At 61.4% G+C, this 24,887-nt stretch carries 24 protein-coding genes and 3 pseudogenes; 13 read left to right on the top strand and 14 right to left on the bottom strand.

Translation table 11 applies throughout. The annotated features are described in order from the left end of the window. Nucleotides 1–194: 194 nt before the first annotated feature. From E3T27_RS04350 to E3T27_RS04335, 4 genes are all read left to right on the top strand, one after another. A complete protein-coding gene (locus E3T27_RS04350; protein WP_134571696.1) occupies nucleotides 195–908 on the top strand; it encodes a hypothetical protein in 714 nt (237 codons plus the stop codon). Between the two features lie 933 nt (nucleotides 909–1,841). Further along, nucleotides 1,842–2,138 carry a phosphoheptose isomerase family protein gene (locus tag E3T27_RS04345; protein ID WP_277612387.1) on the top strand — a complete coding sequence of 99 codons (297 nt, stop codon included), beginning with the start codon at nucleotides 1,842–1,844 and terminating at the stop codon, nucleotides 2,136–2,138. Between the two features lie 55 nt (nucleotides 2,139–2,193). Beyond that, nucleotides 2,194–2,817, top strand: coding sequence for a 3-hexulose-6-phosphate synthase (hxlA, locus tag E3T27_RS04340; RefSeq protein WP_104196074.1), 624 nt, complete (start codon nucleotides 2,194–2,196; stop codon nucleotides 2,815–2,817). 146 nt (nucleotides 2,818–2,963) lie between these two features. After that, nucleotides 2,964–3,179: a hypothetical protein gene (locus E3T27_RS04335; RefSeq protein WP_104196141.1), complete on the top strand. Its 216-nt coding sequence runs from the start codon at nucleotides 2,964–2,966 to the stop codon at nucleotides 3,177–3,179. A 23-nt stretch (nucleotides 3,180–3,202) separates the two neighbouring features. Here the strand turns inward: E3T27_RS04335 and E3T27_RS04330 are convergent, their stop codons facing one another. After that, entirely contained in the window at nucleotides 3,203–4,501 is a 1,299-nt protein-coding gene (locus tag E3T27_RS04330) for a helix-turn-helix transcriptional regulator (protein ID WP_134571695.1), read from the bottom strand. 166 nt (nucleotides 4,502–4,667) lie between these two features. Between E3T27_RS04330 and tkt the strand changes: the two genes are divergently transcribed. From tkt to E3T27_RS04310, 4 genes are all read left to right on the top strand, one after another. Beyond that, a complete protein-coding gene (gene tkt, locus E3T27_RS04325) occupies nucleotides 4,668–6,815 on the top strand; it encodes a transketolase (protein WP_174722179.1) in 2,148 nt (715 codons plus the stop codon). Nucleotides 6,816–6,845: 30 nt separating this feature from the next. Next, nucleotides 6,846–7,976, top strand: a complete 1,131-nt coding sequence (tal, locus tag E3T27_RS04320; protein WP_134571694.1) for a transaldolase — start codon at nucleotides 6,846–6,848, stop codon at nucleotides 7,974–7,976. Between the two features lie 76 nt (nucleotides 7,977–8,052). Beyond that, nucleotides 8,053–8,754: a ribulose-phosphate 3-epimerase gene (gene rpe, locus E3T27_RS04315; protein WP_104196077.1), complete on the top strand. Its 702-nt coding sequence runs from the start codon at nucleotides 8,053–8,055 to the stop codon at nucleotides 8,752–8,754. A 25-nt stretch (nucleotides 8,755–8,779) separates the two neighbouring features. Then, entirely contained in the window at nucleotides 8,780–9,262 is a 483-nt protein-coding gene (locus E3T27_RS04310; protein ID WP_134547417.1) for a ribose-5-phosphate isomerase, read from the top strand. On the opposite strand, the pseudogene E3T27_RS17440 reads toward E3T27_RS04310, so the two are convergent. Together E3T27_RS17440 and E3T27_RS04300 are read right to left on the bottom strand one after the other, a co-directional pair. Continuing rightward, a pseudogene (locus tag E3T27_RS17440) lies at nucleotides 9,188–9,599 on the bottom strand (6-phosphofructokinase); the annotation flags it as partial. The gene E3T27_RS04310 and the pseudogene E3T27_RS17440 sit on opposite strands and share 75 nt — an antisense overlap. 39 nt (nucleotides 9,600–9,638) lie before the next feature. Further along, nucleotides 9,639–11,123 carry a glyceraldehyde-3-phosphate dehydrogenase gene (locus E3T27_RS04300; protein ID WP_134571693.1) on the bottom strand — a complete coding sequence of 495 codons (1,485 nt, stop codon included), beginning with the start codon at nucleotides 11,121–11,123 and terminating at the stop codon, nucleotides 9,639–9,641. A 451-nt stretch (nucleotides 11,124–11,574) separates the two neighbouring features. On the opposite strand from E3T27_RS04300, the gene E3T27_RS04295 reads away from it, so the two are divergent. Further along, the gene (locus E3T27_RS04295) at nucleotides 11,575–12,858 is read left to right on the top strand and encodes a DNA-binding protein (RefSeq protein ID WP_198416477.1); all 1,284 of its coding nucleotides are present in this window, start codon (nucleotides 11,575–11,577) and stop codon (nucleotides 12,856–12,858) included. 238 nt (nucleotides 12,859–13,096) lie between these two features. Here the strand turns inward: E3T27_RS04295 and E3T27_RS04285 are convergent, their stop codons facing one another. From E3T27_RS04285 to E3T27_RS04245, 10 genes are all read right to left on the bottom strand, one after another. Continuing rightward, nucleotides 13,097–13,642, bottom strand: a complete 546-nt coding sequence (locus E3T27_RS04285) for a manganese efflux pump MntP (protein WP_134571691.1) — start codon at nucleotides 13,640–13,642, stop codon at nucleotides 13,097–13,099. Further along, nucleotides 13,639–14,823 carry a pyrroloquinoline quinone biosynthesis protein PqqE gene (gene pqqE / locus E3T27_RS04280; RefSeq protein WP_134571690.1) on the bottom strand — a complete coding sequence of 395 codons (1,185 nt, stop codon included), beginning with the start codon at nucleotides 14,821–14,823 and terminating at the stop codon, nucleotides 13,639–13,641. Before pqqE ends, E3T27_RS04285 begins: the two co-directional genes overlap by 4 nt. Beyond that, a complete protein-coding gene (gene pqqD, locus E3T27_RS04275) occupies nucleotides 14,795–15,094 on the bottom strand; it encodes a pyrroloquinoline quinone biosynthesis peptide chaperone PqqD (protein ID WP_104196084.1) in 300 nt (99 codons plus the stop codon). Before pqqD ends, pqqE begins: the two co-directional genes overlap by 29 nt. Next, on the bottom strand, nucleotides 15,081–15,797 hold the full coding sequence (gene pqqC, locus E3T27_RS04270; RefSeq protein ID WP_104196085.1) for a pyrroloquinoline-quinone synthase PqqC: 717 nt from the start codon (nucleotides 15,795–15,797) through the stop codon (nucleotides 15,081–15,083). Before pqqC ends, pqqD begins: the two co-directional genes overlap by 14 nt. Before the next feature lie 9 nt (nucleotides 15,798–15,806). Then, nucleotides 15,807–16,700: a pyrroloquinoline quinone biosynthesis protein PqqB gene (pqqB, locus tag E3T27_RS04265; protein ID WP_134571689.1), complete on the bottom strand. Its 894-nt coding sequence runs from the start codon at nucleotides 16,698–16,700 to the stop codon at nucleotides 15,807–15,809. Between the two features lie 72 nt (nucleotides 16,701–16,772). Beyond that, a complete protein-coding gene (gene pqqA, locus E3T27_RS17285) occupies nucleotides 16,773–16,874 on the bottom strand; it encodes a pyrroloquinoline quinone precursor peptide PqqA (RefSeq protein WP_104134078.1) in 102 nt (33 codons plus the stop codon). 45 nt (nucleotides 16,875–16,919) lie between these two features. Then, nucleotides 16,920–18,605, bottom strand: coding sequence for a PQQ-dependent dehydrogenase, methanol/ethanol family (locus E3T27_RS04255; RefSeq protein WP_134571688.1), 1,686 nt, complete (start codon nucleotides 18,603–18,605; stop codon nucleotides 16,920–16,922). 16 nt (nucleotides 18,606–18,621) lie between these two features. Beyond that, a complete protein-coding gene (locus E3T27_RS04250; protein ID WP_104196088.1) occupies nucleotides 18,622–19,098 on the bottom strand; it encodes an MSMEG_3727 family PQQ-associated protein in 477 nt (158 codons plus the stop codon). A gap of 357 nt (nucleotides 19,099–19,455) precedes the next feature. After that, nucleotides 19,456–19,590 carry a hypothetical protein gene (locus E3T27_RS17150; protein WP_255408721.1) on the bottom strand — a complete coding sequence of 45 codons (135 nt, stop codon included), beginning with the start codon at nucleotides 19,588–19,590 and terminating at the stop codon, nucleotides 19,456–19,458. A gap of 445 nt (nucleotides 19,591–20,035) precedes the next feature. After that, nucleotides 20,036–20,440, bottom strand: a complete 405-nt coding sequence (locus tag E3T27_RS04245; protein WP_104196090.1) for a GlcG/HbpS family heme-binding protein — start codon at nucleotides 20,438–20,440, stop codon at nucleotides 20,036–20,038. Between the two features lie 301 nt (nucleotides 20,441–20,741). On the opposite strand from E3T27_RS04245, the pseudogene E3T27_RS16890 reads away from it, so the two are divergent. Beyond that, nucleotides 20,742–20,899, top strand: a pseudogene (locus E3T27_RS16890) (IS3-like element ISAar4 family transposase); the annotation flags it as partial. Here the strand turns inward: E3T27_RS16890 and E3T27_RS04240 are convergent. Then, a complete protein-coding gene (locus tag E3T27_RS04240; RefSeq protein ID WP_134571687.1) occupies nucleotides 20,896–21,516 on the bottom strand; it encodes a hypothetical protein in 621 nt (206 codons plus the stop codon). The pseudogene E3T27_RS16890 and the gene E3T27_RS04240 overlap by 4 nt on opposite strands. Nucleotides 21,517–21,634: 118 nt before the next feature. Here E3T27_RS04240 and katG point away from each other — a divergent pair, with 118 nt between their 5' ends. The 3 genes and pseudogenes from katG to E3T27_RS04230 all read left to right on the top strand — a co-directional run bounded on the left by katG (nucleotide 21,635) and on the right by E3T27_RS04230 (nucleotide 24,856). Beyond that, the gene (gene katG, locus E3T27_RS04235) at nucleotides 21,635–23,869 is read left to right on the top strand and encodes a catalase/peroxidase HPI (RefSeq protein WP_134571686.1); all 2,235 of its coding nucleotides are present in this window, start codon (nucleotides 21,635–21,637) and stop codon (nucleotides 23,867–23,869) included. A gap of 98 nt (nucleotides 23,870–23,967) precedes the next feature. After that, a pseudogene (locus tag E3T27_RS17435) lies at nucleotides 23,968–24,096 on the top strand (ATP-binding protein); the annotation flags it as partial. A gap of 196 nt (nucleotides 24,097–24,292) precedes the next feature. Continuing rightward, nucleotides 24,293–24,856, top strand: a complete 564-nt coding sequence (locus E3T27_RS04230; RefSeq protein WP_134571685.1) for a hypothetical protein — start codon at nucleotides 24,293–24,295, stop codon at nucleotides 24,854–24,856. The last annotated feature ends 31 nt before the right edge of the window (nucleotides 24,857–24,887 follow it).

Here is a 24,887-nt window from a genome sequence, read left to right as displayed (position 1 = left end):
CCTAGTTCCATCATCACCGTCCAGGTGAATAAGGCCAGTGGGAGTTTAGGCGGCTAGTTCGAGCCGTCCATTCTCGCCGTGTTATTTATTCACGTTTCGTGAGCGGTCCCCCTGTACAGTAAGTGCGTAATCCTCACAGCTGTGACGCACTCCCGCGCTCATGGTTCGCCGTGGTGGAAGAACGGAATCCCCGCATGAGAAAAATCTCGCTCGGCCTGATCGGCATCGTCGCCGCAGCCGTCAGTCTCGCCATTGCAGTACCCGCGAACGCCGCCAGCAGCGTCCTCTACGTACCGGACAGCTTCAACCCCGCACTTTCTGACACGAGGGCGACAGGGCACTACGAAGTGGTCGCTACCGGTCTCCGCATTTATACCGACTCGACCACCAGCACAGACAAGGTCGCTGAGTACGTCGACACGAACACCCTGCTCGCCGCAGCCGGCGAACCAAACCTTGAGTACACGAACACAGCCGGGGGTATCCCCGGCGCCCAGCTCATCGTCGACTTCGACTCTGACGGCACCGCCGATGGGATCCTCATCGGAGAGCCTGCCGCCTATGGCAACGACTGGTGGTTGAGTAACTCCGCAGACCTGTTCGTCAAGAACGGAGCACCGTCCCACATGGGCGGATTCGGCAGCGACAACCACGGCACCCTCGACCAGTGGCGGACCGCCTTCCCAAACGCTGTCGTCACCGCGTTCGGCTTCTCCCTCGGTTCAGGAGTCAAAGGCGAGGGCGTCCTCAACGCGATCAACTTCGCTGGCACTGAATACACGTTCGGAACTCAGACTGTGCTCTCGGGCAAGGACAACTGCAAAAACGGCGGGTGGGAAACTAGCACGAGTCCCGTCTTCACGAATCAGGGTGACTGCGTCAACTTTTTCGCCTCTTCGAAGGGGTAGTCGTACTCGGCAAGGACATTGGTGACAGTTCGGGCTCGTGAAAGGTGAGGGCCTCCGGGCTTCGGGACTGCAGATGATGATCACGCTGGTTTGATTTCTGATCCGGTTTCGTGGCGTGAGCAACAACGGAACGGTCAGTGGCGTTAAGCGGATGGGTTGAGTCCATCTACCGCCATTGGCTGTTCCAATGTCGGTGGAGTTTCTGACAGATGACGAGGTCGCGACCTTTGGCCGGTACGCGGTGGCGTTGACGCAGGCAGACCTGGACCGCGTGTTTCCTCGACGACGCCGATCTGGTGTTGGTGGGCCGACATCGAGGCGAACACCCTCTTGAGCTCGTCGCACTGACCTGATATTTTCGGCCAACTCCGAGCTGCGTGCGCTGTCGGAGGTCTATGCGAGCCAGCACGCTATAAAGAAGTTCATAAGCGACTTCGCATCCGCGTGGCACACGGTCATGAATCTTGACCGCTTCGGTCGGTCATGATCCCATCTGCCGGATGATACGGGTGGGAGCGTGATCAACTTCCTCGAATGGTTCGACACGAACTACTCCGACGCTCGTCAGGGAACCACTCCGCCAACTCGGAGTGGCTGACCGCGACCGCCGAGGTGAGACCCCGATGCTGGACTTCCTGCCGCGCCCGAACGACGTCGCGCTGCGAGCACCCCGCGATCTCGAAAACCGACGGCTAGCTGCTGGGCGCAGAATCCTCAACCCGATTGGGCCGGTTTCACACGCCTCGCCACAATCCGAAGCTGCCTTCATCCGGACAGTCCACCGAGGAGAACGGGCACCCTATCCGAAAGGGTAGTGAGAACCGTCAGAAAACAGTATTACCCCTGCTCGTTTGCTTCGCGAGGATGATCATCAAGCGGAAAGCATCCGTTCGTCCACTAGAACCCGATGACTGAATCGAAGGGGTACAAATCGTGAATCCGACAGCACCTGCGATTCGTACCGTGCACAGTACCGCAGTTGACATTGCTCGTAATCTGTCCCTCGTCAGGGACGAGATCGCGGACACTACGGCCAAAATTGACGAACAGGAGGTCGCCACCCTGACGGCCCACCTTGGCCAGACAGGCCGGGTGTTCGTCGCCGGAGCGGGGCGGAGCGGCCTTGTCTTGCGAATGGCCGCCATGAGGCTGATGCACCTGAGCCTGACCGTCCACAGCACCGATGAACCGACCGAACAACTCTGGCTCAGGCACGCCAACCTCAAATAACCGAGGCCTCCACTTTCCACATTCACCGTGTTCCCCTACAGAAAGAAGCAACATCATGAAACTCCAAGTAGCTATGGACCTCCTCACGGTCGAAGATGCCCTCGAACTCGCCGGCAAGGTCGCCGAATACGTCGATATCATTGAGCTGGGTACCCCCCTGATCAAGGCCGCTGGTCTCTCCGCTGTTACTGCCGTCAAGGCGGCGCACCCGGACAAGATCGTCTTCGCTGACATGAAGACCATGGACGCCGGAGAACTTGAGGCCGATATCGCCTTCAAGGCCGGCGCTGACTTGGTCACCATCCTCGGAGCCGCCGACGACTCGACCATTGCCGGCGCCGTCAAGGCAGCCAAGGCCCACAACAAGGGCATCGTCGTCGACCTCATCGGCGTGGCAGACAAGGTCACCCGCGCCAGGGAAGTCCGCGCGCTGGGTGCGAAGTTCGTCGAAATGCACGCAGGCCTGGACGAGCAGGCCAAACCCGGTTACGACCTGACCGGGCTGCTCCGCTCCGGAGAAGAAGCCCGCGTCCCGTTCTCCGTGGCGGGCGGTGTGAACCTCTCCACGATCGAGGCGGTCCAGCGCGCCGGCGCCGATGTCGCCGTCGCCGGTGGTGCCATCTACGGCGCAGCCGACCCCGCCCTGGCAGCGAAGAATCTTCGCGACGCCATCCGCTAGCCCGTCCATTAATGGGGCGTCTCACACAGCTGCGGGACGCCACCCCCGGGGTGCGGTACCAGTATTTCCTGGCCCGCATTCCGGGATTCTTCACCTCTGGCGCCACAGGCCATCCCAGATGGATTCCCCGGAAAGAAGCTCCTGTTATGCGCAGCCACGCCATCGAGCGTTTGGAAGTCCTCATCACCGAGCCTGGTCGACTTCACGAAATTCTCAACGACGCAGAGGCCGGGCTTCGGCAGGCAGCAATGGCCCAACGGTGCGCCGGTATTTTGGTGACCCGCCACAATGCAGGCCGTTACACTCTAGAACTCAGCGACACGGTTCCTTTTGGGGAGACTTGGGAGCAGACACTCTCCTAATTTCGGTGGGCTGCCGTGCATCCTCAGCGGAGTCCGGTGCTGTGCGCCAGGGCGATGGCTTCGGTGCGGGAGGCGACGTCGAGCTTCCTGAACAGGTTTCTTACATGGAATTTAACTGTGTTTTCACTGATGGCCAATGTCGAAGCGATGGTGCGGTTGCGTTCTCCGGCAACGAGGTGCTGGAGAACTTCAAGCTCTCGGGGCGCAAGGTTCCAGGCAGTGATATCCCTGGCCAGGCGGGCGGGGGGGTCCAGAGGGAGCGTCACGAAGATGTCTGCACCCCAGCCCGGCATGACGTCGATCTGCAGGTTTCCGTTGAGTGCCTGCACCCGCCGGTTCAGGCGAAGGATGCTTGGCGCATCCGCGGCGAGCGTACCGCGGCCGTTGTCTCTTACGTTGATGAGCAAGTTCACCCCATCGCAGTCCCACTGCGTTCGGACCCTGCTGACGTCGGGTTGTTCCATCATGACCAGAAGGAGTCCACGAACGATGGCCCGCGCCGCGTGCGCAACTTCACCGGGCAAGTCTCTTCCATTGAGCGGTGGCTCGATGAACTCGACCTCAAGGCCGCCGAAGCGTGTGAGCGGTCGAAGGTCCTGCCGAAGGCGCTCGAAGGCTGTGGCGACGGGTTCTTTGACCAGGTCATTCGTGCGGTCGCTGAGGGTGCGGAGCTCCACCAGAGCTTTGGCGGTAAGGTCAATGACGGCCGAGTGCGCTGACGTATCGTCCGAGCGCAGCGCTGCCAGGAGGATCTCCAGGGTTGTGGAGTGCAGATCCGTGAGTTCCGCCGTCACGCGAATACGTTCAGCCGAGGCCGCCCGGGATTCCAGCAGGTACGACGGCGGCGCATCGGCCACTTTCTCACGAATCCGCCGGGCAGCAATGCGCCACAGATACATCAGCAAATCGACCTCGTCGGCATGCTGCGGATCGTTCGGCTGAGGGTCCGTCAGGACGAGGAGCGCATTGCTGGAGGCGTGTTTCAGGGCGAGTACGGGGCGGTGTCGCCCGGCGAGCTCAACTTCTCCGAACCAGGGAGCCTCATCGGGAAGGGCAGCGCGAAGCGCGCCAAGTTCGACGATAGAGACCTTTGAGATGATGTCTTCATCGCCCACCTTCTTCTGCGGCCGTCCGGTGCAGTCTTCGGTGAAAATGATCAGCGCACTGCTTCCCAGGTAGGGAAGTATGGCGTCACGCAGCCCTTTTGCTATCTGGGTCAAGGGCGCGTCGGCCAGTTCCGCCACAGCGTGCAAAAGTGGCCACGGCAGTTCCGAAAGAGGCACGGGGACTACCTTGCGGCGCTGATCGGCGGAGGCGTTCATGTGCATACACTACCGGGTTGAAAAGACTCTTAACCTATCCCAAAGTGTAGTTAGAACCGTCAGAAAACAGTATTACTCCTACGCGTTTGTTTAGAGATGGTAGATATCAAGCAGAAGCATCCGTTCGACCGCTACAGGCCGATGATCGAATCAAAGGGGATTAATCGTGAATCCGAGAGCTACCTATTCCAGCACAACAGATTCAGAGATACTGTCCTGGACGTCCGAGGACCGGCGCGCCGTGGACACAATCCGGGTTTTGGCCGCGGACGCCGTTGAGAAGGTCGGCAACGGCCACCCTGGCACCGCCATGAGCCTTGCCCCGGCCGCCTACCTTCTTTTCCAGAAGCTGATGCGACACGATCCGAAGGACCTCGACTGGATAGGTCGCGACCGTTTCATCCTGTCCCCCGGGCATAGCTCACTGACCCTGTACATCCAGTTGTTCCTGTCGGGCTGCGGGCTGGAGCTCGACGACCTGGAAGCCTTGCGCACCTGGGGCTCACTGACGCCCGGACACCCGGAATACAAGCACACCAAGGGTGTGGAAATCACCACCGGTCCACTCGGCCAGGGCCTGGCCTCGTCAGTGGGTTTCGCCTACTCGCAGCGCCGGATGCGCGGGCTCATGGATCCCGACGCTGCTCCCGGCACCAGCCCGTTCGACCACACCATCTGGGTTATTGCTTCCGACGGCGACATGCAGGAAGGCGTCACGGGCGAGGCGTCCTCCCTGGCCGGGCACCAGGAACTGGGCAACCTCGTGGTTGTCTATGACGAGAACCATATCTCCATCGAGGACGACACCGACATCGCCTTCAGTGAAGACGTTCTCAAACGCTACGAGTCCTATGGCTGGCACACCCAGCGCGTGGACTGGACCGAGACGGGCGAGTACGTTGAAGACGTAGAAGGCCTGTACTCAGCCTTGCTGGCTGCGAAGGCCGAGACCTCCAAGCCGTCTATCATCTCCCTGCGCACTATCATCGGCTACCCCTCGCCCAAGAAGCAGAACACGGGTGCCATCCACGGATCCGCTCTGGGGGCCGCCGAAGTGGCAGCGTTGAAGGCTGAGCTCGGATTCGACGTGGACAAAAACTTCGACGTCGACCCGGCAATCCTGGCCCACACCCGCAAAGTCATGGACCGCGGAGCGGAAGCCCATGCCAAATGGACCACCGATTTCAACGCCTGGAAGTCCGCCAACCCGAAAAACGCTGCCCTGCTCGAGCGCATCGAAAAGAAAGAACTTCCGGCCGGCTGGGAAGCCAACCTTCCTACCTTTGAACCCGGCAAGGACATCTCCACCCGCGCAGCGTCCGGTAAGGTCCTCAACAGCATCGGCGACGTGCTTCCCGAACTCTGGGGCGGCTCTTGCGACCTTGCCGGCTCCAACAACACGACCATCGAGGGATATGGGTCGTTCGTGCCGGCATCCAAGCAGACCGACACGTGGTCCGGCAACCCCTACGGCCGGGTACTGCACTATGGGATTCGCGAACACGCAGCTGCCTCCATCGTCAACGGCATTCACCTGGGCGGTCCCACGCGGGCCTTCTCGGGTACCTTCTTGATTTTCAGCGACTACCAGCGCCCTGCCATACGCCTGAGCGCGTTGATGGGGGTCCCGTCTATATACGTGTGGTCGCACGACTCGATCGGCCTCGGCGAGGACGGCCCCACCCACCAGCCGGTAGAGCAGCTCGCTACCCTGCGCGCCATCCCGGGACTGGACGTGGTTCGCCCCGGCGATGCGAACGAGGTTTCCGCGTCCTGGAAGAAGATCCTGGAAACCACGGAGAACCCTGCCGGTATTGTGCTCACCCGTCAGAACATTCCCACCTACGCCCGGGGCACGGGCGTGGCCACCTCCACTGAATTCGGCTCAGCCGACGGAGTGGCCAGGGGCGGGTACGTGCTGGCTGAAGCCGTCGCTGTCGGCTCCGTCACCACCGCTCAGGTCATCTTGATCGCGACCGGTTCGGAGGTCCAACTCGCCGTTGAAGCTCGCGAAGCACTGGCCACCGAGGGCATCGCCGCCCGCGTGGTCTCCATGCCGTGCGTCGAGTGGTTCAACAAACAGGACGCCGCCTACCGCGAGTCCGTCCTGCCAGCCGCCGTCACGGCCCGCGTCTCCGTTGAGGCGGGTCTTGCTTTGGGCTGGAAGGAATTCGTCGGCGACGCCGGCCGTTCCGTCAGCCTTGAGCACTTCGGTGCCTCGGCCGACTACCAACGCCTATTCCAGGAGTTCGGCATCACGGTGCCGGCAGTCGTCGCCGCCGCCAAAGCCTCCCGCGCCGCGGCACGCAACTAACCACTGTTTTCGAAGAAAGAAGCTCAAGTCATGACACAGTCAACTCCCACCGCGCAGCTTTCCGATGCCGGCGTGTCCATCTGGTTGGACGATCTCTCCCGCGAACGGCTCTCCAGCGGTAGCCTGCAGAAACTCATTGACGAAAAAAACGTTGTGGGCGTCACCACCAACCCGTCCATTTTCCAGGCCGCGATAACGTCCGGCACGGACTATGACGCCAAGATCGCCGAACTTGCGGCCAGGGGCAGCAGCCTCGATGAGACGATCTTCGAGATCACCACCACCGACGTCGCCGACGCGTGCGATCTCTTCGCCCCGGTTGCCGCCGCTACCAAGGGCGTCGACGGCCGTGTCTCGATCGAGGTCGATCCCCGCCTCGCCTGGGATACCGACGGGACGATCGCCGAGGCCAAGCAGCTCTACAAAAAAGTCGGCAAGGACAACGTCCTCATCAAGATTCCGGCAACACTCGAAGGCCTTCCGGCCATCACGGCGACCCTGGCCGAAGGCATCAGCGTCAACGTCACTCTGATCTTCTCGCTGGAGCGCTACCGCGCAGTTATCGAGGCCTTCCAGTCCGGTCTGAAACTGGCCATGGAAAACGGCCATGACCTCTCCAAGATCCACTCGGTGGCATCGTTCTTCGTCTCTCGAGTGGACACCGAGATTGACAAGCGCCTCGATGCCATCAGCACCGACGCGGCCAAGGCACTCAAGGGCAAGGCAGGTGTGGCCAATGCCCGTCTTGCCTATCAAGTCTACGAAGAGCTGTTCTCCACTAAGCGATGGGCAGTCTTGGCCGAAACCGGCGCACTGCCTCAGCGTCCCCTGTGGGCCTCCACCGGCGTCAAAGACCCCGCCTACCCCGACACGCTATATGTCACCGGCCTGGCTGCTGCCGGCGTCGTGAACACCATGCCGGAAAAGACACTCGACGCGACCTTCGATCACGGGGTCGTCACCGGTGACACCATCACCGGCACCTACGAGGAAGCAGCCGGCGTGCTCACGGCCCTCGAAGGCCTCGGCATCTCGTACACCGAGGTCGTCGCTCTCCTGGAATCCGAAGGACTGGACAAGTTCGTAGCCAGTTGGAAGGAACTTCTGGCCGACGTGGAGGGCGCCCTCGTCACGGCCCGGGAACGCGCCCCCATCCGCTGATCTCTCAGCTACGACGCTGCCGGCCTAATCCGGGCCTGATCCGCACGCTCTAAACCGCTACCGAAAGGCAGACACCATGTCCATTTCACCCTTGCAGTGCTGCATCAACCCCAGCATCCTTTCGGCCGACTTCGTCAATCTCGAAGCCGAATTGGCCCGCATCGGCAACGCCGACGCCGTTCACGTCGACGTCATGGATAACCACTTCGTGCCGAACCTCACCATTGGATTGCCGGTGGTGGAACGGCTGCAGAAGGTCAGCCCAGTGCCGTTGGACGTGCACCTGATGATTTCCGATGTCGACCGCTGGGCGCCGTCCTACGCCGATGCCGGAGTGGCCTCGGTGACCTTCCATGTGGAGGCGTCGGACGCACCCATCAAACTGGCCCGCGAGCTGCGGGCCAGAGGAGCCAAGGCAGGCATGGCGCTTCGCCCGGCTACGAGCGTTGAACCGTATCTGCACATGCTCTCGGAGCTGGACATGTTGCTGATCATGACGGTGGAGCCCGGTTTTGGCGGGCAGTCGTTCCTGGATGTTGTGCTACCCAAGATCCGCCGTGCCCGGGAAGCTATCGAGGGTTCAGGGGTTGACGTGGCCATTCAGGTCGACGGCGGCATCACCGAAGAAACCATCACGCGGGCCGCGGAAGCGGGAGCCAACGTCTTCGTCGCCGGATCGGCCGTCTACGGCAAGTCCTCGCCTGCGGATGCCATTGCGTCACTGCGCGACGCAGGCCAGCGTGCCTTCACAGCAGCACTCCACTCCAGCCACACGTAACCCCGACAAGTCTGAAGGACCACTCATGCGCGTTCACATCGCAACCGACCATGCCGGCATGGAGCTCAGTTCCCACCTAATTACGGCACTGGCAGCCAAAGGCTACGAGATGGTGGACCACGGCCCCACGGCTTATGACGCCGAAGACGACTATCCGGCATTCTGCATCACTGCCGCGTCCGCCGTCGTGGCCGACCAAGCCGCGGGCGTGGACGCCCTCGGGATAGTGTTGGGCGGATCGGGCAACGGTGAGCAGATCTCTGCGAACAAGGTCATAGGCGTGCGCGCGGCCCTGGCCTGGAACCTCGAGACGGCAAAATTGGCTCGCGAACACAACGATGCGAACGTGGTGGCCCTAGGGGGTCGCCAGCACACCGTTGAGGAGGCTACCGAACTGATCGAGGCATTCCTGGCCGAGCCCTTCCGCAATGCCGAGCGCCACGTGCGACGCATCGGCCAGATCACCGCGTACGAGGCTCAGCCAAACAAGACCGCGGCCTCGTCGTAGCGCTCCTGCGGAACGACCTGCACTCATGCATCGGTGATGGGATTCTGCGGTAGGCCCCCGCCTGTCGAAGGCTTGCGTCGCGATGTGCACGGCGGTATCGAAACCGAAGCTGTATTCGGTCGTATCAAGGTCGTTGTCCACAGCCTGGGGAACATCCACGTTTTTTAGTCCTGCGTCCGTGAGCCGCTCGGCCGCAGCACGGGACCCTCCCCGCCAATCGCAATGATGGCGTCAATGTTTCAGTCGGCGCGTGTGGCCGCGGATGACACCGGGGCCGCCGCCGTTTTCAAACATTGGTGCGCGATGTGCCTAGCGTGCTGCCACCCTGATAGGCGATCGTCACCGCTGGTGAGAATTTTAATTTTCGTGTCACGGCTCACACGGCGGCAAGCACGGACAAGGCCTCCCGAACGACATCAGTCGCGGGGAAGAACGGGCGGTGCACACCAGCCATCTCGTCCATGACGCGGATCACCTGGCAGCTGTAACCGAACTCGTTGTCGTACCAGACATAGAGAATTAGGGTCTTGTCTGTTGAAACGGTGGCGACTCCGTCCACAATGCCGGTACGACGGGAACCGACGAAGTCGGTGGAGACTACCTCGGGTGAGTCAATATAGTCGATCTGCTCGCGCAGGTCAGAATGCAGCGACATCTCACGAAGGTAGTCATTCACCTCGTCCCTGGTCGTTGTGATCTCGAGGCTGAGGTTCAAGATGGCTAGGGAGACGTTCGGCGTGGGGACACGGATGGCGCTGCCCGTGAGCTTGCCCAGCAGTTCGGGCAGAGCCTTGGCCACTGCCTTCGCGGCACCGGTCTCGGTGATCACCATGTTCAGTGCGGCGGAACGGCCGCGCCGGGCACCTTCGTGAAAGTTGTCGACCAAGTTCTGGTCATTGGTAAACGAGTGGACGGTTTCGACGTGGCCGTGGATTACCCCGAACCTGTCATTTATGGCCTTGAGCACCGGCGTGATGGCGTTCGTGGTGCAGGACGCCGCCGACACGATCCGGTCAGCATCAGTGATGGTGTCGTGGTTGATGCCGTGGACGATGTCCTTCAGCGAACCATCCCCGGGAGAGGTCAGCAGTACCCGTGCAACACCCGTGCTCTGCAGGTGTTGGGACAGCCCCGTGGCGTCACGCCAACAGCCGGTGTTGTCCACCACCAAGGCGTTCGTGATGCCGTAGGCTGCGTAGTCAACGGTGGCAGGGTTGTCCGAGTAGATGACCTGCACCTGCACCCCATTGGCCGTGATGGTGTTGGCATCCTCGTCGATTCGAATGGTGCCGTCAAAGGGACCGTGAACCGAGTCACGGCGCAGCAGGCTGGCACGCTTGGAAAGGTCGTTGTCAGACCCACGGCGCACCACAATGGCACGCAGGCGAAGGCCGTGACCGCCACCGACCTTTTCAATCAACAAGCGGGCCAAGAGTCGGCCGATCCGGCCGAAGCCGTAGAGCACGACGTCGGTGCTGGTACCGTCCTCGTAACCGTGCTTGCCCACGATCCCGGCGAGCTCGGCACGAAGGAACTCCTCCAAGGTGGCACCGTTGCCATCTTCTGTGAACTTCTGGTTCAGGCTGGCAATGTCGATCGTGGCCGAACCGAGCTGCAATTTCGCCAAAGTGTTGAGTAACGGAAAAGTCTCCTCCGGGAGCAATTCGTCTTTGCCGATCCGGCGCGCGAAGCGGTGCGCCTTGAGGATGTCCATTGTGGAGTTGTTGATCAAACTCCGGCCATGAATATTGAGCAGCACGTTATTTTCGCGGTACAGGCGGCCTATCACCGGAATCATGGCCTCGGCGAAGGCCTCCCGGCCCATCCATGCATCGAGACAAGAAGCAGAGGTTTGTCGCATCGGACTGCCTTTCCAGAAAAAAACGATAACCCCATCCTCTTATCAATTGCGGGTAGGGGAAACGCTAATTCAGACGGTTCGAACCACCTGTTTAGGTAGGTAAATCTGGGATTTGCGAATAGGGCTGCCGCGCCATATGGTTTCCTATTACACCAGCGAATGTAATAGTGGAGCGAATCGCGTTCGGTGGATGCACCGCGGGAGCACTCACTGCACCGGCCGGCTCATACATCGGGCCAGGAGCAGTCCGTACCAGCGATGCCCGTCCGAGGTTGGCATTTTGGATCTCGTGGTAGACCGTGCAATTTGATGAGTAGCCCTAAGGCAGTGCACTATTTCAAATGACCAGCGACCCCAGCCGACATCCCGCAACTCGACCGCGACCGACATCCATGGCGCGTGGCAACGATTTGTTCAGGGAGAGGACGATGTCTACGGCGTGAGGCCAGAAGTGGCGATCTCGTGGCAGCGATCCAGGGATCAGTACCACATCGACCCGTTTCTGTCCGAGGCCCCAAGCGCGGTCTCACAGGTCACGCACTCCCTCGATCAAGATGTCGTCTTCGCAGAGCTAGGTTTTCGCGCCGCTGCCATTGCAAACGAGCTAGCCGACACCGGAGGCGTTATCACCGTTGCCGACGCCAGCGGCAGAATTCTGGCCGCCTGGGGCGACAAGAACACCCGCTCAATCGCCACTGAGGGCGGCCTCGCGCCATGGTTTTGCTGGTCAGAGGGCGCGGTGGGCACGAACAGCATGGGCACCGCACTCGAAACCAAGCACGCAGTTCTGATCAGGCAATCGGAGCATTGGGCCCAGGCCTTCCACGAATGGTCCTGCGGAGGTATCGCGGTGCGGGACGTGGTGGGCGGGGAGCCACTCGCCGTCCTGAACATCTCGTGTTGGCGCACTGAACTGCCACCATCCTCGCGCAGATGGCTGGAGACCGCTGCCACCCATGCCCAGAACAGTTTGCGCAAGCGCGCCCACGACAGCGGCAGTGAGATGCTCGCCGCTTTCTCCCACGCCGGGGGACGGCCGAACGAGTCACTCGTCGCCGTCGACACGGCAGGTGGGGTGGTGATCGCCGACGATGCGGCGAGCATCATTCTCGGCGTGCCCGGCAACACCCCCGCGGTCAACCCCGCCGTGCGCTGGACTCCGCAGCTCCCGTCATTCATCCACGCTGCCCGCTACGCCACTAAGCGGGCGAGCGCAGACCCGGGATGGACCGGCTCGACGCAGATCCTCACCACTCGGGCAGACGAATTGTTATCGATCGGAATTCGCCCCGTCTTTCTGCACCGTACTGTGATCGGACACCTGATCTCGTTCGGTGGCTTCGCTGGCGAGCAGTTCCGACAGGCACAAACAGGCGGGGTCTTGCTGGGACAGTCCCGTCGAATAGTGGCCCTTCGCGAGGAGAATCGCATGGTGCTGCTCGGGACGTCAGAGGTCGCCGTGGCCGAATCAGATGGCAGCGACGTGTGGCTTCTCACGAATGAAGGCAGGCTGCGCGCTGCTCTGTCCGGCTTGGACAAACTCGACAACGAGCTGGCCGATACTGGCGTTTTCTTGCGAGTGCACCGTCAGTACCTTGTCAATCTCAGCCGAATTCGGGAGGTGGAACGCCGAGACAAGGGCGAACTGGTCCTGGTCATGGACAATCGCGAGAACACCAGGGTGCCGGTGTCCCGGCGAAACGTGAGCGCGGTACGTCGTGCGCTGAACATCTAGGGACGCACGCCACCTCAATCGTCACGCCGAGCCCCTCAGTGTTGGTGCACTTCGCAGGCGCAATACATGTTTCGACACGTATAGCACGCGGGCATCATCTTGCAGCGCGGACAGACGGCCTCGCAGCTGACTGGCACCGTGTGCCGGTCAGCATCCGCCGACGCATAGGACTCCAGGCAGTGATAGCACAGCGGCCGCGCACTGGCGTCCCCCCTGTTACGTACGTCGATGTTCGACATCAGAAGTCGCCTACGCCCGTGAACATCAGGCCCGACATCAGCAGAACGCCGATTCCGGTCAGCAGGTCTGGACGGACGCTGAAGGGGACCAGGTTGACGGCCGTTTTACCGATCGCGTGTCCGGCGAACGACAGGATCGCGGTGGTGACTCCGAACAGCAAAGGCGCGATCCATACCGTTCCGCCTACGAGGCCGAGGGCCGCGCCCCCGGCCACATTGTCGAGGCTCAACGGCACGGGCAGCCAGCGTCGAGCGACTTTCATGTCCGGGTCCACACGCTTGGGTGACCGGATCGATTTGATCACGAGATAGAGGCCGTATCCGGCCAGGACGGCCGCACCGATCATCTCGGCCGTGTCAGAGATCTTGGTGCTCATGAACACGCCGACAAGCATCCCGACGAGCGGTGCCACACCATCCCAGACGCCGAAGTACAAGGACGTTTTCAGTGACTCGCGCCAGGTTGGTTTGAGTAGTCCGAGCACGATCGATGTGCGAAAGTTGTCCATACCGAGGACGAATCCGAGCGCTATTACGCCTATCATTGCCTGCCTTTCAATATGGTTTCGGAGAACTGAACGAGCGTTGTCGCGGACATCCCCCGCGTACTAACGGTCGTCCGTTTCTTGGTGCGGATCAGTTTCGAGCGGGGAGTCAGCGAGCTCTCCTGCGGACGCAGCGGGTCGTTAGCTGCCGCCACCGCATCCTCAACGATCCCGTGGTCGGGCGAGAGATGACAGACCGGGTCAGTCCGGGCAGCGTCGCCGGTGAGTGCGAAGGCCTGACAACGACAGCCGCCGAAGTCTATTTCCTTGCGGTCACAGCTGCGGCAGGGGTCTGGCATCCACGCGTCGCCGCGATACTGCTGGAACAGTGGCGCCGACTCCCAGATCCACTCCAGGGAATGCTCGCGCACGTTGGCCGGGGGCAGGTCAAGGGCGCGGCCCAACTCGTGGGCCGCCGGACACGGCAGCGCCTCGCCGTTGGGTACGACCGTGAACTGGCGACTGGCCCAACCGTCCATGCAGGGCTTGGGATACTTACTGTAGTAGTCCGGGATGACGTAGATGATCTCCATTGTGTCGCCGAGGCGTTCTCGTGCCGCCCGCACCACCGCCTCAGCGCGCTCCAGCTGGTCCCGGGTCGGCAGCAACTCATCGCGGTTATGCCCTGCCCAGCCGGCATACTGCGTGTTTGCCAGCTCTACACGGTCCGCGTCCATCGCTACCGCCATATCGAGAATGCCGCCGATCCGGTCGATGTTCTGCCGGTGCAGCACAACGTTGAGGGTGAGTGGCCAGCCCAGCTGCTTGACGAGCCGCGCGGCCACCTGCTTACGCTCGAACGAAGTAGTCCCCGCGATCTGGTCGTTCAGGGCCGCTTCATCGGCCTGGATACTGAGCTGTATGTGGTCGAGGCCTGCGGCGAGGAGTTGCTCGGCACGACGAGTGGACAGACCGAGCCCACTGGTGATCAGGTTGGTGTACAAGCCCAGGTCGGTAGCGCACTGCACCAATTCGACGATGTCGTGGCGCTGCAACGGCTCGCCGCCCGAGAGGTGCAACTGAAGTACACCCAGTTCCGCCGCTTCGGCAAATACTCGTTGCCAGTCCTCGGTGCTCAGCTCATCGCGATAGGCGTCGAGCTCGAGCGGATTAGAGCAGTAGGCGCATTGCAGCGGACAGGCGTATGTGAGCTCAGCGAGCAGTCCGTAGGGCTTTTCCATGATTTACCTCCATGCCATGCTTGGTGACGAGATTCGCCACGAAGCTTCGGACGTCGCTTTCAGCGACCTGGTCGTATCGGTCGCGCAGTTCGGCACTGATCTCCGCGATAGTTCGCTGGGCGTCGCACAGCTCCACGATCGCGGCTCCGGTGGCGTTGATGACCCAAATCGTCTCCGGTGAGAGCAGCGCATATTCCTTGCGCGCGGCACTGTAGGTCAGCCGCACGTGCGGCGCCAACCGCGGCCGGGCGTCCTCGTCAGTGAGTTCCATAGCCTTGGTCAATCGCATCGAGCATGCTCCACAGCACATCGCACTTGAAGGACAGCGCCGCCACGGCGGCTGCCTGCGTCTCTGGAGTGACGCAGTGCTCCCTCACGATCGCGAGACCGTGCTCTGAGTCGAGGGGCGCTTGGGTGATCCGAGTCCTGAAGTAGGCGAGACCCTCTGGGTCGATCCAGGTGTAGTGGCGTTCGAATGCCGCGAGCCGCTTTGCCATCAGGTCGGGTGCGAACAGCTCGGTGAGCGACGATGCCACTGCCTCCACCCATGGCCGGGTGCGTGTGAAGGTGACATAGGCGTCGACGGCGAATCGCACACTGGGTAGCAGGTGCTGTGAGTTTTCTACCTCTTCACGAGTCAGGCCAACGGCCTCGCTAAGACGCAGCCACGACTCGATTCCGCCGGTTCCCTCCGTGGTGCCGTCGTGGTCAGTGATCCGATGGACCCAGCGGCGTCGTACCTCACGGTCTGGGCAGTTGCTGAGGATCGCCCCATCCTTCCGGGGAATGTTCAACTGGTAGTAGAAGCGATTGGCCACCCACCCGCGGATTTCCTCGGGGCTGGACTGTCCCTCGTTCATACGGCGATGGAACGGATGCTCGCTGTGGTATTGCTTCGCGTGCGCGCGGAGCGTCGCTTCTAGTTCGTCGGGTGTGAGTAGTACCGTCTCTTCGGATGTGAGTAGTAGCGTCATCGTTGCTCCTTAGATCTCAAGTTCAAGCCCGTCCACGGCGACTTCCATGCCATGCCGGGCAAGAAGCAGCCGTTCTGGCGAATCGTCGAGCAATATCGGATTGGTATTGTTGATATGGATGTAGATCTTGCGATCGATGAGCAGCGGTGACAGCAGCTCAAGGCTGCCGCTCGGCCCGTCGATTGGAACATGTCCCATGTCACGCGAGGTCTTGCTAGCCAGGCCGAGGCTGGGCATCTCGTCATCACTCCAGCAGGTGCCATCGATCAGCAAGGTGGAGCAGTCCGTCAACTCCTCCAGAATGTCGGGCGTGAGCTGCTGCACGCACGGGAGGTAGACCAAACTCTGACGGCTGGTGGTGTCCGTGACGCGGTAACCCACGACCCTGCCTTTCTCCGCGGCGCCGGCGAAGCGCATCCGCTTCGTGGTGGGGACGTCGAAAGCACGGTACGCCAGCCCCCCGCCCAGTAGCACCTCGGTGCCGGGGACCACCGGTCGCCACGTCACCGGACAATACTCTTTGAGCGTTCGCAGTATCCCGGTTCCGGTGGTGAGGGTCTCGTACACCGACTCTGTTGCGTGCACCTCGAGTCCGCGACCCTCCCGTATCAGGAGCAGGCCGAGCGTGTGGTCGAGTTCAGCGTCGGTGAGCAGAACAGCCTGTAGCCGCGTCACTCTACCGTCGTCGGTGTGCAGGGCGGGAAAGGATTCTATGTGTGACTGGATGTCCGGTGAGGCGTTGAACAGAAACCATTGCTGCCGGTCAGCGCTGACCGCAATGGACGACTGGGAGCGTGGAACGCAGGGTCGCGAGCCGCTTCGTACCGCGCGGCACTGAGGGCATGCACAGTTCCACTGCGGGAACCCTCCCCCGGCTGCCGATCCCAGTACGCGTGCCCACATCCCCGCCGCATCCTTTCGTTGTGAATCCGGTGGGGTGCCGGGCCAACTCGGCCCGGCACCACACCGGATCGCTTACATATCCAGGGTGCCCGCGTAAGCGGTTACCTCAGCTGACACGCGGATTTCTGCGAGCGTGGGCGATTCCCACTTCGGCAGATTGTTGTCTACGATCATGTTCGTTTTCTCCTCTCAGTCTCCGGATGGGTATTGGGACAGCGATCACCCGGGCAGGGCGAAAGCGATCAGCGCGCTGCCGTGGCCCGCGCCGAGCATTCCGGGGATGATGCCTTCGAGCCATCCACCCCATCCCACTGGAACGACGACGTACTGCTTGCCGTCGACGCTGTAGGTCGAGGAGCTGCCGTGATGGCCGCTGCCACACTGGAACTCCCACAACTTCTCACCGGTTCGGGCGTCCAATGCGACGAACTCACCGGTCGGGGTGCCAGCGAACACCAGATCGCCAGCCGTGGCAAGCACGGATGCGGCCATGGGGTAATCGATACGCCAGCGCCACTTCTCTTCACCATGAGTGTCGAACGCACTGACCGACCCGGCCATGTCGTCGATGTCCACCGCGACACCAGCGCCCCAGTAGGGCATGCTCTCCTTGAACTCGCGCCGCCGGCGGGTGGCGGTCGCACCAACGTCGGCCACAGGCACGTAGAACATCTCAGTCTTCGGACTGTACGCCGCGTGCGTCCACTCTTTCGCACCAGCCGGGCCGGGGTAGAAGTGCACCGGTTCGCCCTCTTTCTCCGGGTACTTCCGGGGAGTGACTTTACCGTCTCTGGTGATGACGCCCCAGTCGATCCGGTCCACGAAGGGAGTCACGTGTTGCAACTCACCGTTGGTGCGGTCCAGCACGAAGAAATAGCCGTTCTTGTCAAAGTGGCCCAGCAACTTCTTGCCGTCCCGCTCGAATAGCGTCATTTCCATAGTGGAGTCGTAGTCCCACAGGTCGTGCGGAGTGAACTGGTAGTGCCACTTGATCTCACCTGTGTCGACGTCCAGCGCGACAAGGCTGTCGGTGTAGAGATTGTCACCCTCGCGAACCTCGCCGTCGAAGTCGGGTGCCGGGTTACCGGTGCCCGCGTAGTACAGGTTTGTCTCCGGGTCATACGAACCAGTGACCCAGTGGTTTCCGCCACCGCGCTGCCAAGCCTCACCGTCAGCGGGCCAGGTCTCGGAGCCCGGTTCGCCCGGCTTCGGCACGGTGTACGTGCGCCAGCGCTGCTCGCCGGTCTCCAGGTCCCAGGCGTCGATGTGACCACGTACCCCGAACTCGCCGCCAGCACTGCCCGTGATGAGCAGGTCCTTGATGACCGTCGGAGCGATCGAGGCGCTCTCACCAGCGCGCACGTCGCCGATGGTCTTCTGCCACACCACGTCACCGTTGGTTGCATTCAGTGCAACCAGCTGGGCGTTAGGAGTCACGAAGTAGACCTTGCCGTTGGCCACCGCGCAACCCCGGTTGACGTTGCCGCAACAGAGCGAAACATCGAAGGGCACGGCATGCTTGTAGCGCCAGAGTTCCCGGCCCGACGCCGCGTCGAGGGCCCAGAACCAGCCGTCCCAGCCAGTCACGAACATGACGCCGTCCACGATCAAGGGGCAGGTCTCGAATGCGTAGGTCGACGCACCCGCGATCTGACCGGCTTGGCCTGCCTGGAAGATCCAGGCGGGAGCGATCTTGCTCACGTTCTCGGAGTTGATCTGGTCCAGCAGGCTGTACCGCTGTCCGTCATAGGCACCGTAGTAGGTGAGCCAGTTCTGCGATTCCGAACGCGCTTTCAAGAGCCGCTCATAATCGATGTTGTCGGTCACCGCAGGGGCGATTCCCGGCATGGCGCTCAGCGCAGAGTGGTTGATGGCCTCGCCAGCGTCCACATATTCTATTGTCATCAGTTCAATCCCTTATCTATGGTCGGGGTTGTTCGGGTCGATCAAGTCGGGCTTCTGGGGGCACTTCACCCTGGACAACGATTGCGGCGGTCAAACCGCGGCCCTCGTCATTCCCTCCGGGCGAGCTGTACCAGTAGTAACCCGGGCCATCCAAATTGATCGTCGCCCGTCCTCTCGAGTGATTGACCAACCAGAGAAATTTCTGGTCGCCATTGCTCGGCAGGAGGCAGGCGTGTGTGTTCTTGTCGTCGTTGATGACGGTCAATTCAAGAACACCACCGTGAGGCAGAACCAGGATGGCTGGTTCCCAACAAATCTCGTCCTCTAAAATGCGGATAGTAGCTTCCATTGTGCCGTCAGCACGCTCGGTCGCCTCAGCGATGGAGCCGGTCGCCAACACTCGGCCCATGGACGCCTTATTCTGACCGTCCAGACCAAGCCTGGCCAGTAGAGCAGAGCGTTCTTCAGTTACGGGTTCTTCAACAATCGTCACGGGACATCACCTCTTCATTGAAATCACATTCGCGTTTACCGGACTCCTTGCCCAGCAGGCTGTTACAGAGTCCGCTCGCTCATCCGAGCCAGTTGACAGGTAACGGTATGCCCACCCGAACCGCGTCTACCAGAGACAACCGCCGGACCGACACACCATGCCGCTCAGCCGCCTCAACGTGCCGCTCGTCAAAAACCGTCCCAGTTTGCATGCCGCCATTTTGTCAACGGCTTCGTCTCTAAGCGGGTAGTTCGATCTCATATCTCTCGGGCGGGACGTGCCCGAAGGCGCCGTGATGCGCCTTGTGGCGCCATTCGGCTCCGTCCAAGGCGAGAGCATCGACGTCAGCCAGGGTCCTCAGCGGGCCGTCGCGCAGGATGAGTTCTTCGCGATCGACTCGTCTGTGTAGGTGCCCATCACGGTCTCCACGCCGGCATTGTCATAAGCCTCACTGATGCCCCCGATCAAGGCCACGAGTCTTTCCAGGGCCACCGTTGCGGTGTACCGGATCGACGCGTACCGGATCGACGCGTACCGGATCGACGCATTGGAATGAGGGAACGTCCCGGGAGGCACACCACACGTCGTTTCAAATGAGCGCGCCGCCACGAGACTATCTTGAGCTTTTGCGGATTCTTAATCAGGCAGTCGAGTACCTCCTACTCGCCGCTCCAATGCGCGAACATATTGGACAGCGAAAGGCGATCCTTCCAAGCATCGTCCGCTCAGCGTCGCGAGATCCAAATACACGAGAATTTCTGGGAGAAAAGAATCGGAGACTCGCTCGGGGTCGACGAAAGCGCTCAGCAGGCGCTGCAGCGAGCGATCACAAAAGGAGGAGAGCGCCACACGCCACACGCCAGCTTCCACCGGTCCAGATCGGGGTATCGACCGTACTGCCCCATCCCGGCGGTGTGCGCGGGGCACAAAGGGCAGGCTACGTCAGAGAGGCCTTGGCGCCTGCTTGAGCGACGGCCTGGTCCTGTTCGCCTGAGCCACCGCTAACGCCGATGGCGCCGATCACTTCGCCGTTGCGGGTGAGTGGGATTCCGCCGGCAAAGATCACGATCCGGCCGTTGTTGCTGGCTTGAATACCGTAATACTGCTGGTTGGGCTGGGAGTTATCCCCCAGGTCCTTGGTTTGGATATTGAAGGCCCGGGCAGTGAAGGCTTTGTTGATGGAGATGTCGATTCCGCCAAGCCAGGCGCCGTCCATCCGTACGTGAGAGATGAGATTGCCGCCGGCGTCAACGACGGCGATGTTCATAGGCTGTCCGACCTCCGAGACCTTGGCCTCGGCTGCGCTGATGATGATGCGGGCGTCCGCAAGGGTCAGTGTCATGCTGGTTCTCCTCGATCGGGTGGGGCCGCGGATTTCGTCCACGGCCGGTGGTTGGACGGTAGAGCAGACGGGCTCCTGCGAGCTTGCGGCTTTCGACAGTACAGACGTTCGCGTTTCGTGGTGAATACCAGCCCGCTGAGATGAATTCATTCCCCTATCCGGGCGGCACTTCCTAGGATGATAGTTGATTTGCAGGGTGAGCTGCAGAACCCGCGAACATTTTTCATATTTTTTTTCTCACGGTAGCGGCTGCCTCGATTTCTGCCCTTGTAAACCCGATAGATGGTGGAAAGTTTTTTAATCGACGGTCAACAACGAACGTGTTTATCGCACTGCCTACGCCACGAAATCACAAGCTCGGCGCTACGCCATCCGGCATATCGAAGGATATACAACAGTCGACGCAGGCATTCCGAACTCGGTTATCGCCGGCCTAATGACGTCCACCACGGTTGTTAACAGCCAACATCGGCAGCGTAGAAAAACCCGCTCATTCCGTTATTTGAAGCACCCGAAGCAGGCCAAGACAGGGACACCGCTACGTGGTGGTCAATCGCGAGGTCATCGACGCTGAAACCCTCCGACGCATCACATCCATCAAAACCGGCACGGCGACCGCATCCTTGATGATGAACAGCGCAGCCCGACGGAGACAGGATAACGGGGGACGGCTCGTATCGAGCGGCACGTTGATGCGGGTGAACGGCATGGTGCGGCAGTCTTGCGGTCGTGTCTGGTCGTCGAGATTTGAGTGGCATACGGTTAATTCTCAACTGGATAGCGGACTCTATGCATGCCTGTTGCGCAAGGGCCTCGATAAACACGTATGTGATTTCAATGAAGAAATGAGGAGGTGATGTCCAGTGACGACTATTGAAGAACGGGCCGATCTTCTTCACGGCACTCGTCGCTGCCTGTCTCGTGCCGTCAGCGCGCTCAGTCGCCTCAACGACGAGGAGGATCGTCAACGTTTGGCCCATGGATGAATTGTCTCGTCTGTCCAAGCCGAGCCTGGCCGGGGCGAGAAACCCCCAGAACTTCGACCAGATCGTCCCGATCCGCTTCCAGTCGTCCATAGCGGTGAGCGATGACCACCCACCGCGACCGCCGCCAATCGGCTGCGGCGTAGAAGAAAAACACATCAGATTGTCTCAAAAACTTGACGGGCACAGAGGCTCGCCTGAAGGAGTGGCCATGTCTGGAAGCCCTGACGCCTACGTCGATCGTACGTATAACCAGACCGTGAACGCTCGTCAGTCATCCAAACTGCGAAATCATCCCGCAGAAGACAGGAACCCACATGACTGGTGGCCCCAGAGGCTCGACCTAAGGTGCCTAGCTCGACCGAGCCGCACCATCAATCCGCTGGGCGAAGACTTTGATTACGCCATAGAGTTCCTCTCCCTCGATCTGGAGGATCTGGCACGCGATGTGGACGAGGTGCTCACGACTTCGCAAAGCTGGTGGCCCGCCGACTTCGGACATTACGGACCGCTTGTGCTGCGGATGGCGTGGCACAGTGCTGGCACCTACCGCGTCGGTGATGGTCGGGGAGGTGCCGGCGCGGGTATGCAACGCTTCTCCCCGTTGAACGGTTGGCCTGATAACCGCAATCTGGACAAGGCGCGCCGACTCCTGTGGCCGGTGAAGCAGAAGTACGGCTGCAAAATCTCCTGGGCCGATCTGATGATCTTCGCGGGTAACCGTGCGCTGGAATCGATGGGCTTCACGACGTTCGGGTTCGGCGGTGGCCGGGAGGATGCCTGGGAGGCCGACGAGACCTACTGGGGGCCAGAAGACAAGTGGTTCGCCGACGAGCGACACAGCGGGATCCGGGATCTCGACCAGCCCCTGGCGGCCAGCGATATGGGACTGATCTACGTCGATCCGCAGGGCCCAAACACGGTGCCCAATCCGGTAGCCGCCGCACGCGACATCCGTCAGACGTTCCGTCGCATGGGCTTAGACGATCAGGAGACCGTCGCGCTGATTGCGGGAGGGCATACGTTCGGCAAGACCCACGGAGCGGCCGACCCCGGCGCCTGCCTCGGGCCCGAACCCGAAGCCGCACCGCTCGAGCAACAAGGCCTGGGCTGGGCCTGCCGCTTCGGAACGGGCAACGGTGCCGACACAGTCAGCAGTGGGCTCGAAGGGATCTGGACACCCACCCCGACCGCCTGGGACAACAGTTTCCTAGAGACACTGTTCGCCTACGAGTGGGAGGTGACGCTCAGCCCTGCCGGACTATGGCAATGGATCCCGAGCAACGGTGCCGGTGCCGGCACAGTCCCGGACGCCCACGATCCGGCCAAGACCCATGTCCCGACGGTACTCACCACGGACCTCGCATTCCGGGAAGATGCAGAATACGAGGCGATCGCGCGGCGATTCCTAGAGAATCCAGACCAGATGGCGGATGCGTTCGCACGGGCCTGGTTCAAACTCACACACATCGACATGGGCCCAACCCAACGCTACCTGGGGCCGCTCGTCCCGTCCGAACGACTGATCTGGCAGGACCCACTGCCCGACGTCGACCACGAACTCGTCGATGCCGATGACATCACTGCGTTCAAGCGCCAGCTGCTCGAGTCGGGCCTGGCGGTGGGGCAGCTAGTCTCCACCGCGTGGGCATCCGCTTCCACGTTCCGAAACAGCGACAAGCGCGGTGGTGCGAATGGTGCCCGCCTCCGTCTCGAACCGCAGCGCCGCTGGGATGTCAACGAGCCTGAAGTGCTGGCTACGGTGCTCGGCACACTCGAGCAGATCCGCAAGCAGTTCAACGATTCCCAGCGTGGCGGCAAGAAGATCTCACTTGCCGACCTGATCGTGCTTGGCGGGTGCGCCGCGGTCGAATACGCTGCCGCCAGGGCCGGTCACGACATCGAGATACCTTTTCGGCCGGGTCGTACGGATGCGACGCAGGAGTGGACCGACCCTGAACGGTTCGCCGCGCTCGAACCGACGGCTGATGCATTTCGCAGCTACCTCGGCAAGGGCAACCGGCTGCCATCGGAAGTTCTGCTCATCGAGCGCGCGGGCCAACTGACCCTGAGTGCCCTCGAGATGACAGTATTGCTCGGCGGCTTGCGCGTGATCGGCGCAAACCACGGCCGATCCCCCCTGGGCGTGCTGACCTCGACACCGGGCTCGCTGACCAACGACTTCTTCGTCAACCTGCTCGACATGGACACCGTGTGGGCGCCGAAGCCAGGCGACCCCACGACGGAGACGACCTACGAAGGCCGCGACCGGCAGACCGACGAGCTCAAGTGGGTCGCGAGTCGCACTGATCTCATTTTTTCGACCAACTCTGAGCTGCGTGCGCTGTCGGAGGTCTACGCGAGCCAGCACGCTGAAAAGAAGTTCATACGCGACTTCGCATCCGCGTGGCACAAGGTCATGAATCTTGACCGCTTCGGTCGGTGATAATCCCATCTTCCGGATGATGCCGGTCAGTTGCCTACTATGCCAACTAGCCCCAACAAGGGCATCTGACTGGGCATCTAAATGAGAAAGTCCGCGTCGGGTCTGGGAAGTCGTATCTAGGCTGCGCGATCGCCAAACGCACCTGCGGGCACCGCATCCGCGCCCTCTATGTCCGCACGCCCGACCTCGACGAAGCCTGGGTCGCGGCTTACGACAGCCCCGGCGGTTTCCGGGAAATTCCTTGCGCACGTACGCAAACGCGCCCCACAATCTCCCCCAAACACACCCATTACCGATCGGTATCGGTCAGAGGTTGAGCCGCGCGCGGCACATAAGCTGATGGCTGGAACTGAAAATCACCGGGCAATGGCCTTAGCAGAAAGACCACAAGCAGCCGCAATACATCAAGCAGGAGGACCCACAATGTCCAGAATGTTCGCACTGATCTCCGCACGGCTGTCGGACCGCAGCATCGTGCGCTCCCCCAGCCAGACCTACGATTCTTCCACGTCCAGGCGGCGTGTCGTGCGTAATCGAGTTAGTGCTGCGGCACTGGGGCTTGTGGTCGCGGGGTTGTCAGGCTGCTCCGGCGTCGGTGCTCCGCGCATACCCCCTACGGAGCTGGGATCGAAAAACCTCGGCATGAACGCGGTGGTGGGTCCTATCGAAGTCAGAAACCTGCTTCTAGTCGCACACGGCGAAGCCGAGCCCGCACGCCTCATCGGGGTCCTCCTGAATGGATCAGAGAAAGAAATCCAGGTAACGCTGTCAGACCAAGACGACGAGATCTCCGTCACCCTCGATCCGGGCGAGCAATATGCCTTCCAGGAACACCCGACCCTCTTCGAGACCGCTGACGAGATACCAGGTGCGGTAGCGGATGTCACCGTCACTGTCGGAACGGACACCGAATCAGTGCAGATCCCGATACGAAACGGCAGCCTGAAATGGCTCGAGCCGTACCTGCCAAGCAGCACGAGCAACTGAGAAATAGGGATCAGCGGCGACATTCGCGGGA

The organism is Cryobacterium lyxosi (assembly GCF_004403345.1).
GTDB classification, from domain to species: Bacteria; Actinomycetota; Actinomycetes; order Actinomycetales; family Microbacteriaceae; genus Cryobacterium; species Cryobacterium lyxosi.
The sequence above is the reverse complement of the archived record's forward strand: the minus strand, read 5'-3'. Positions and strand labels throughout refer to the sequence as shown.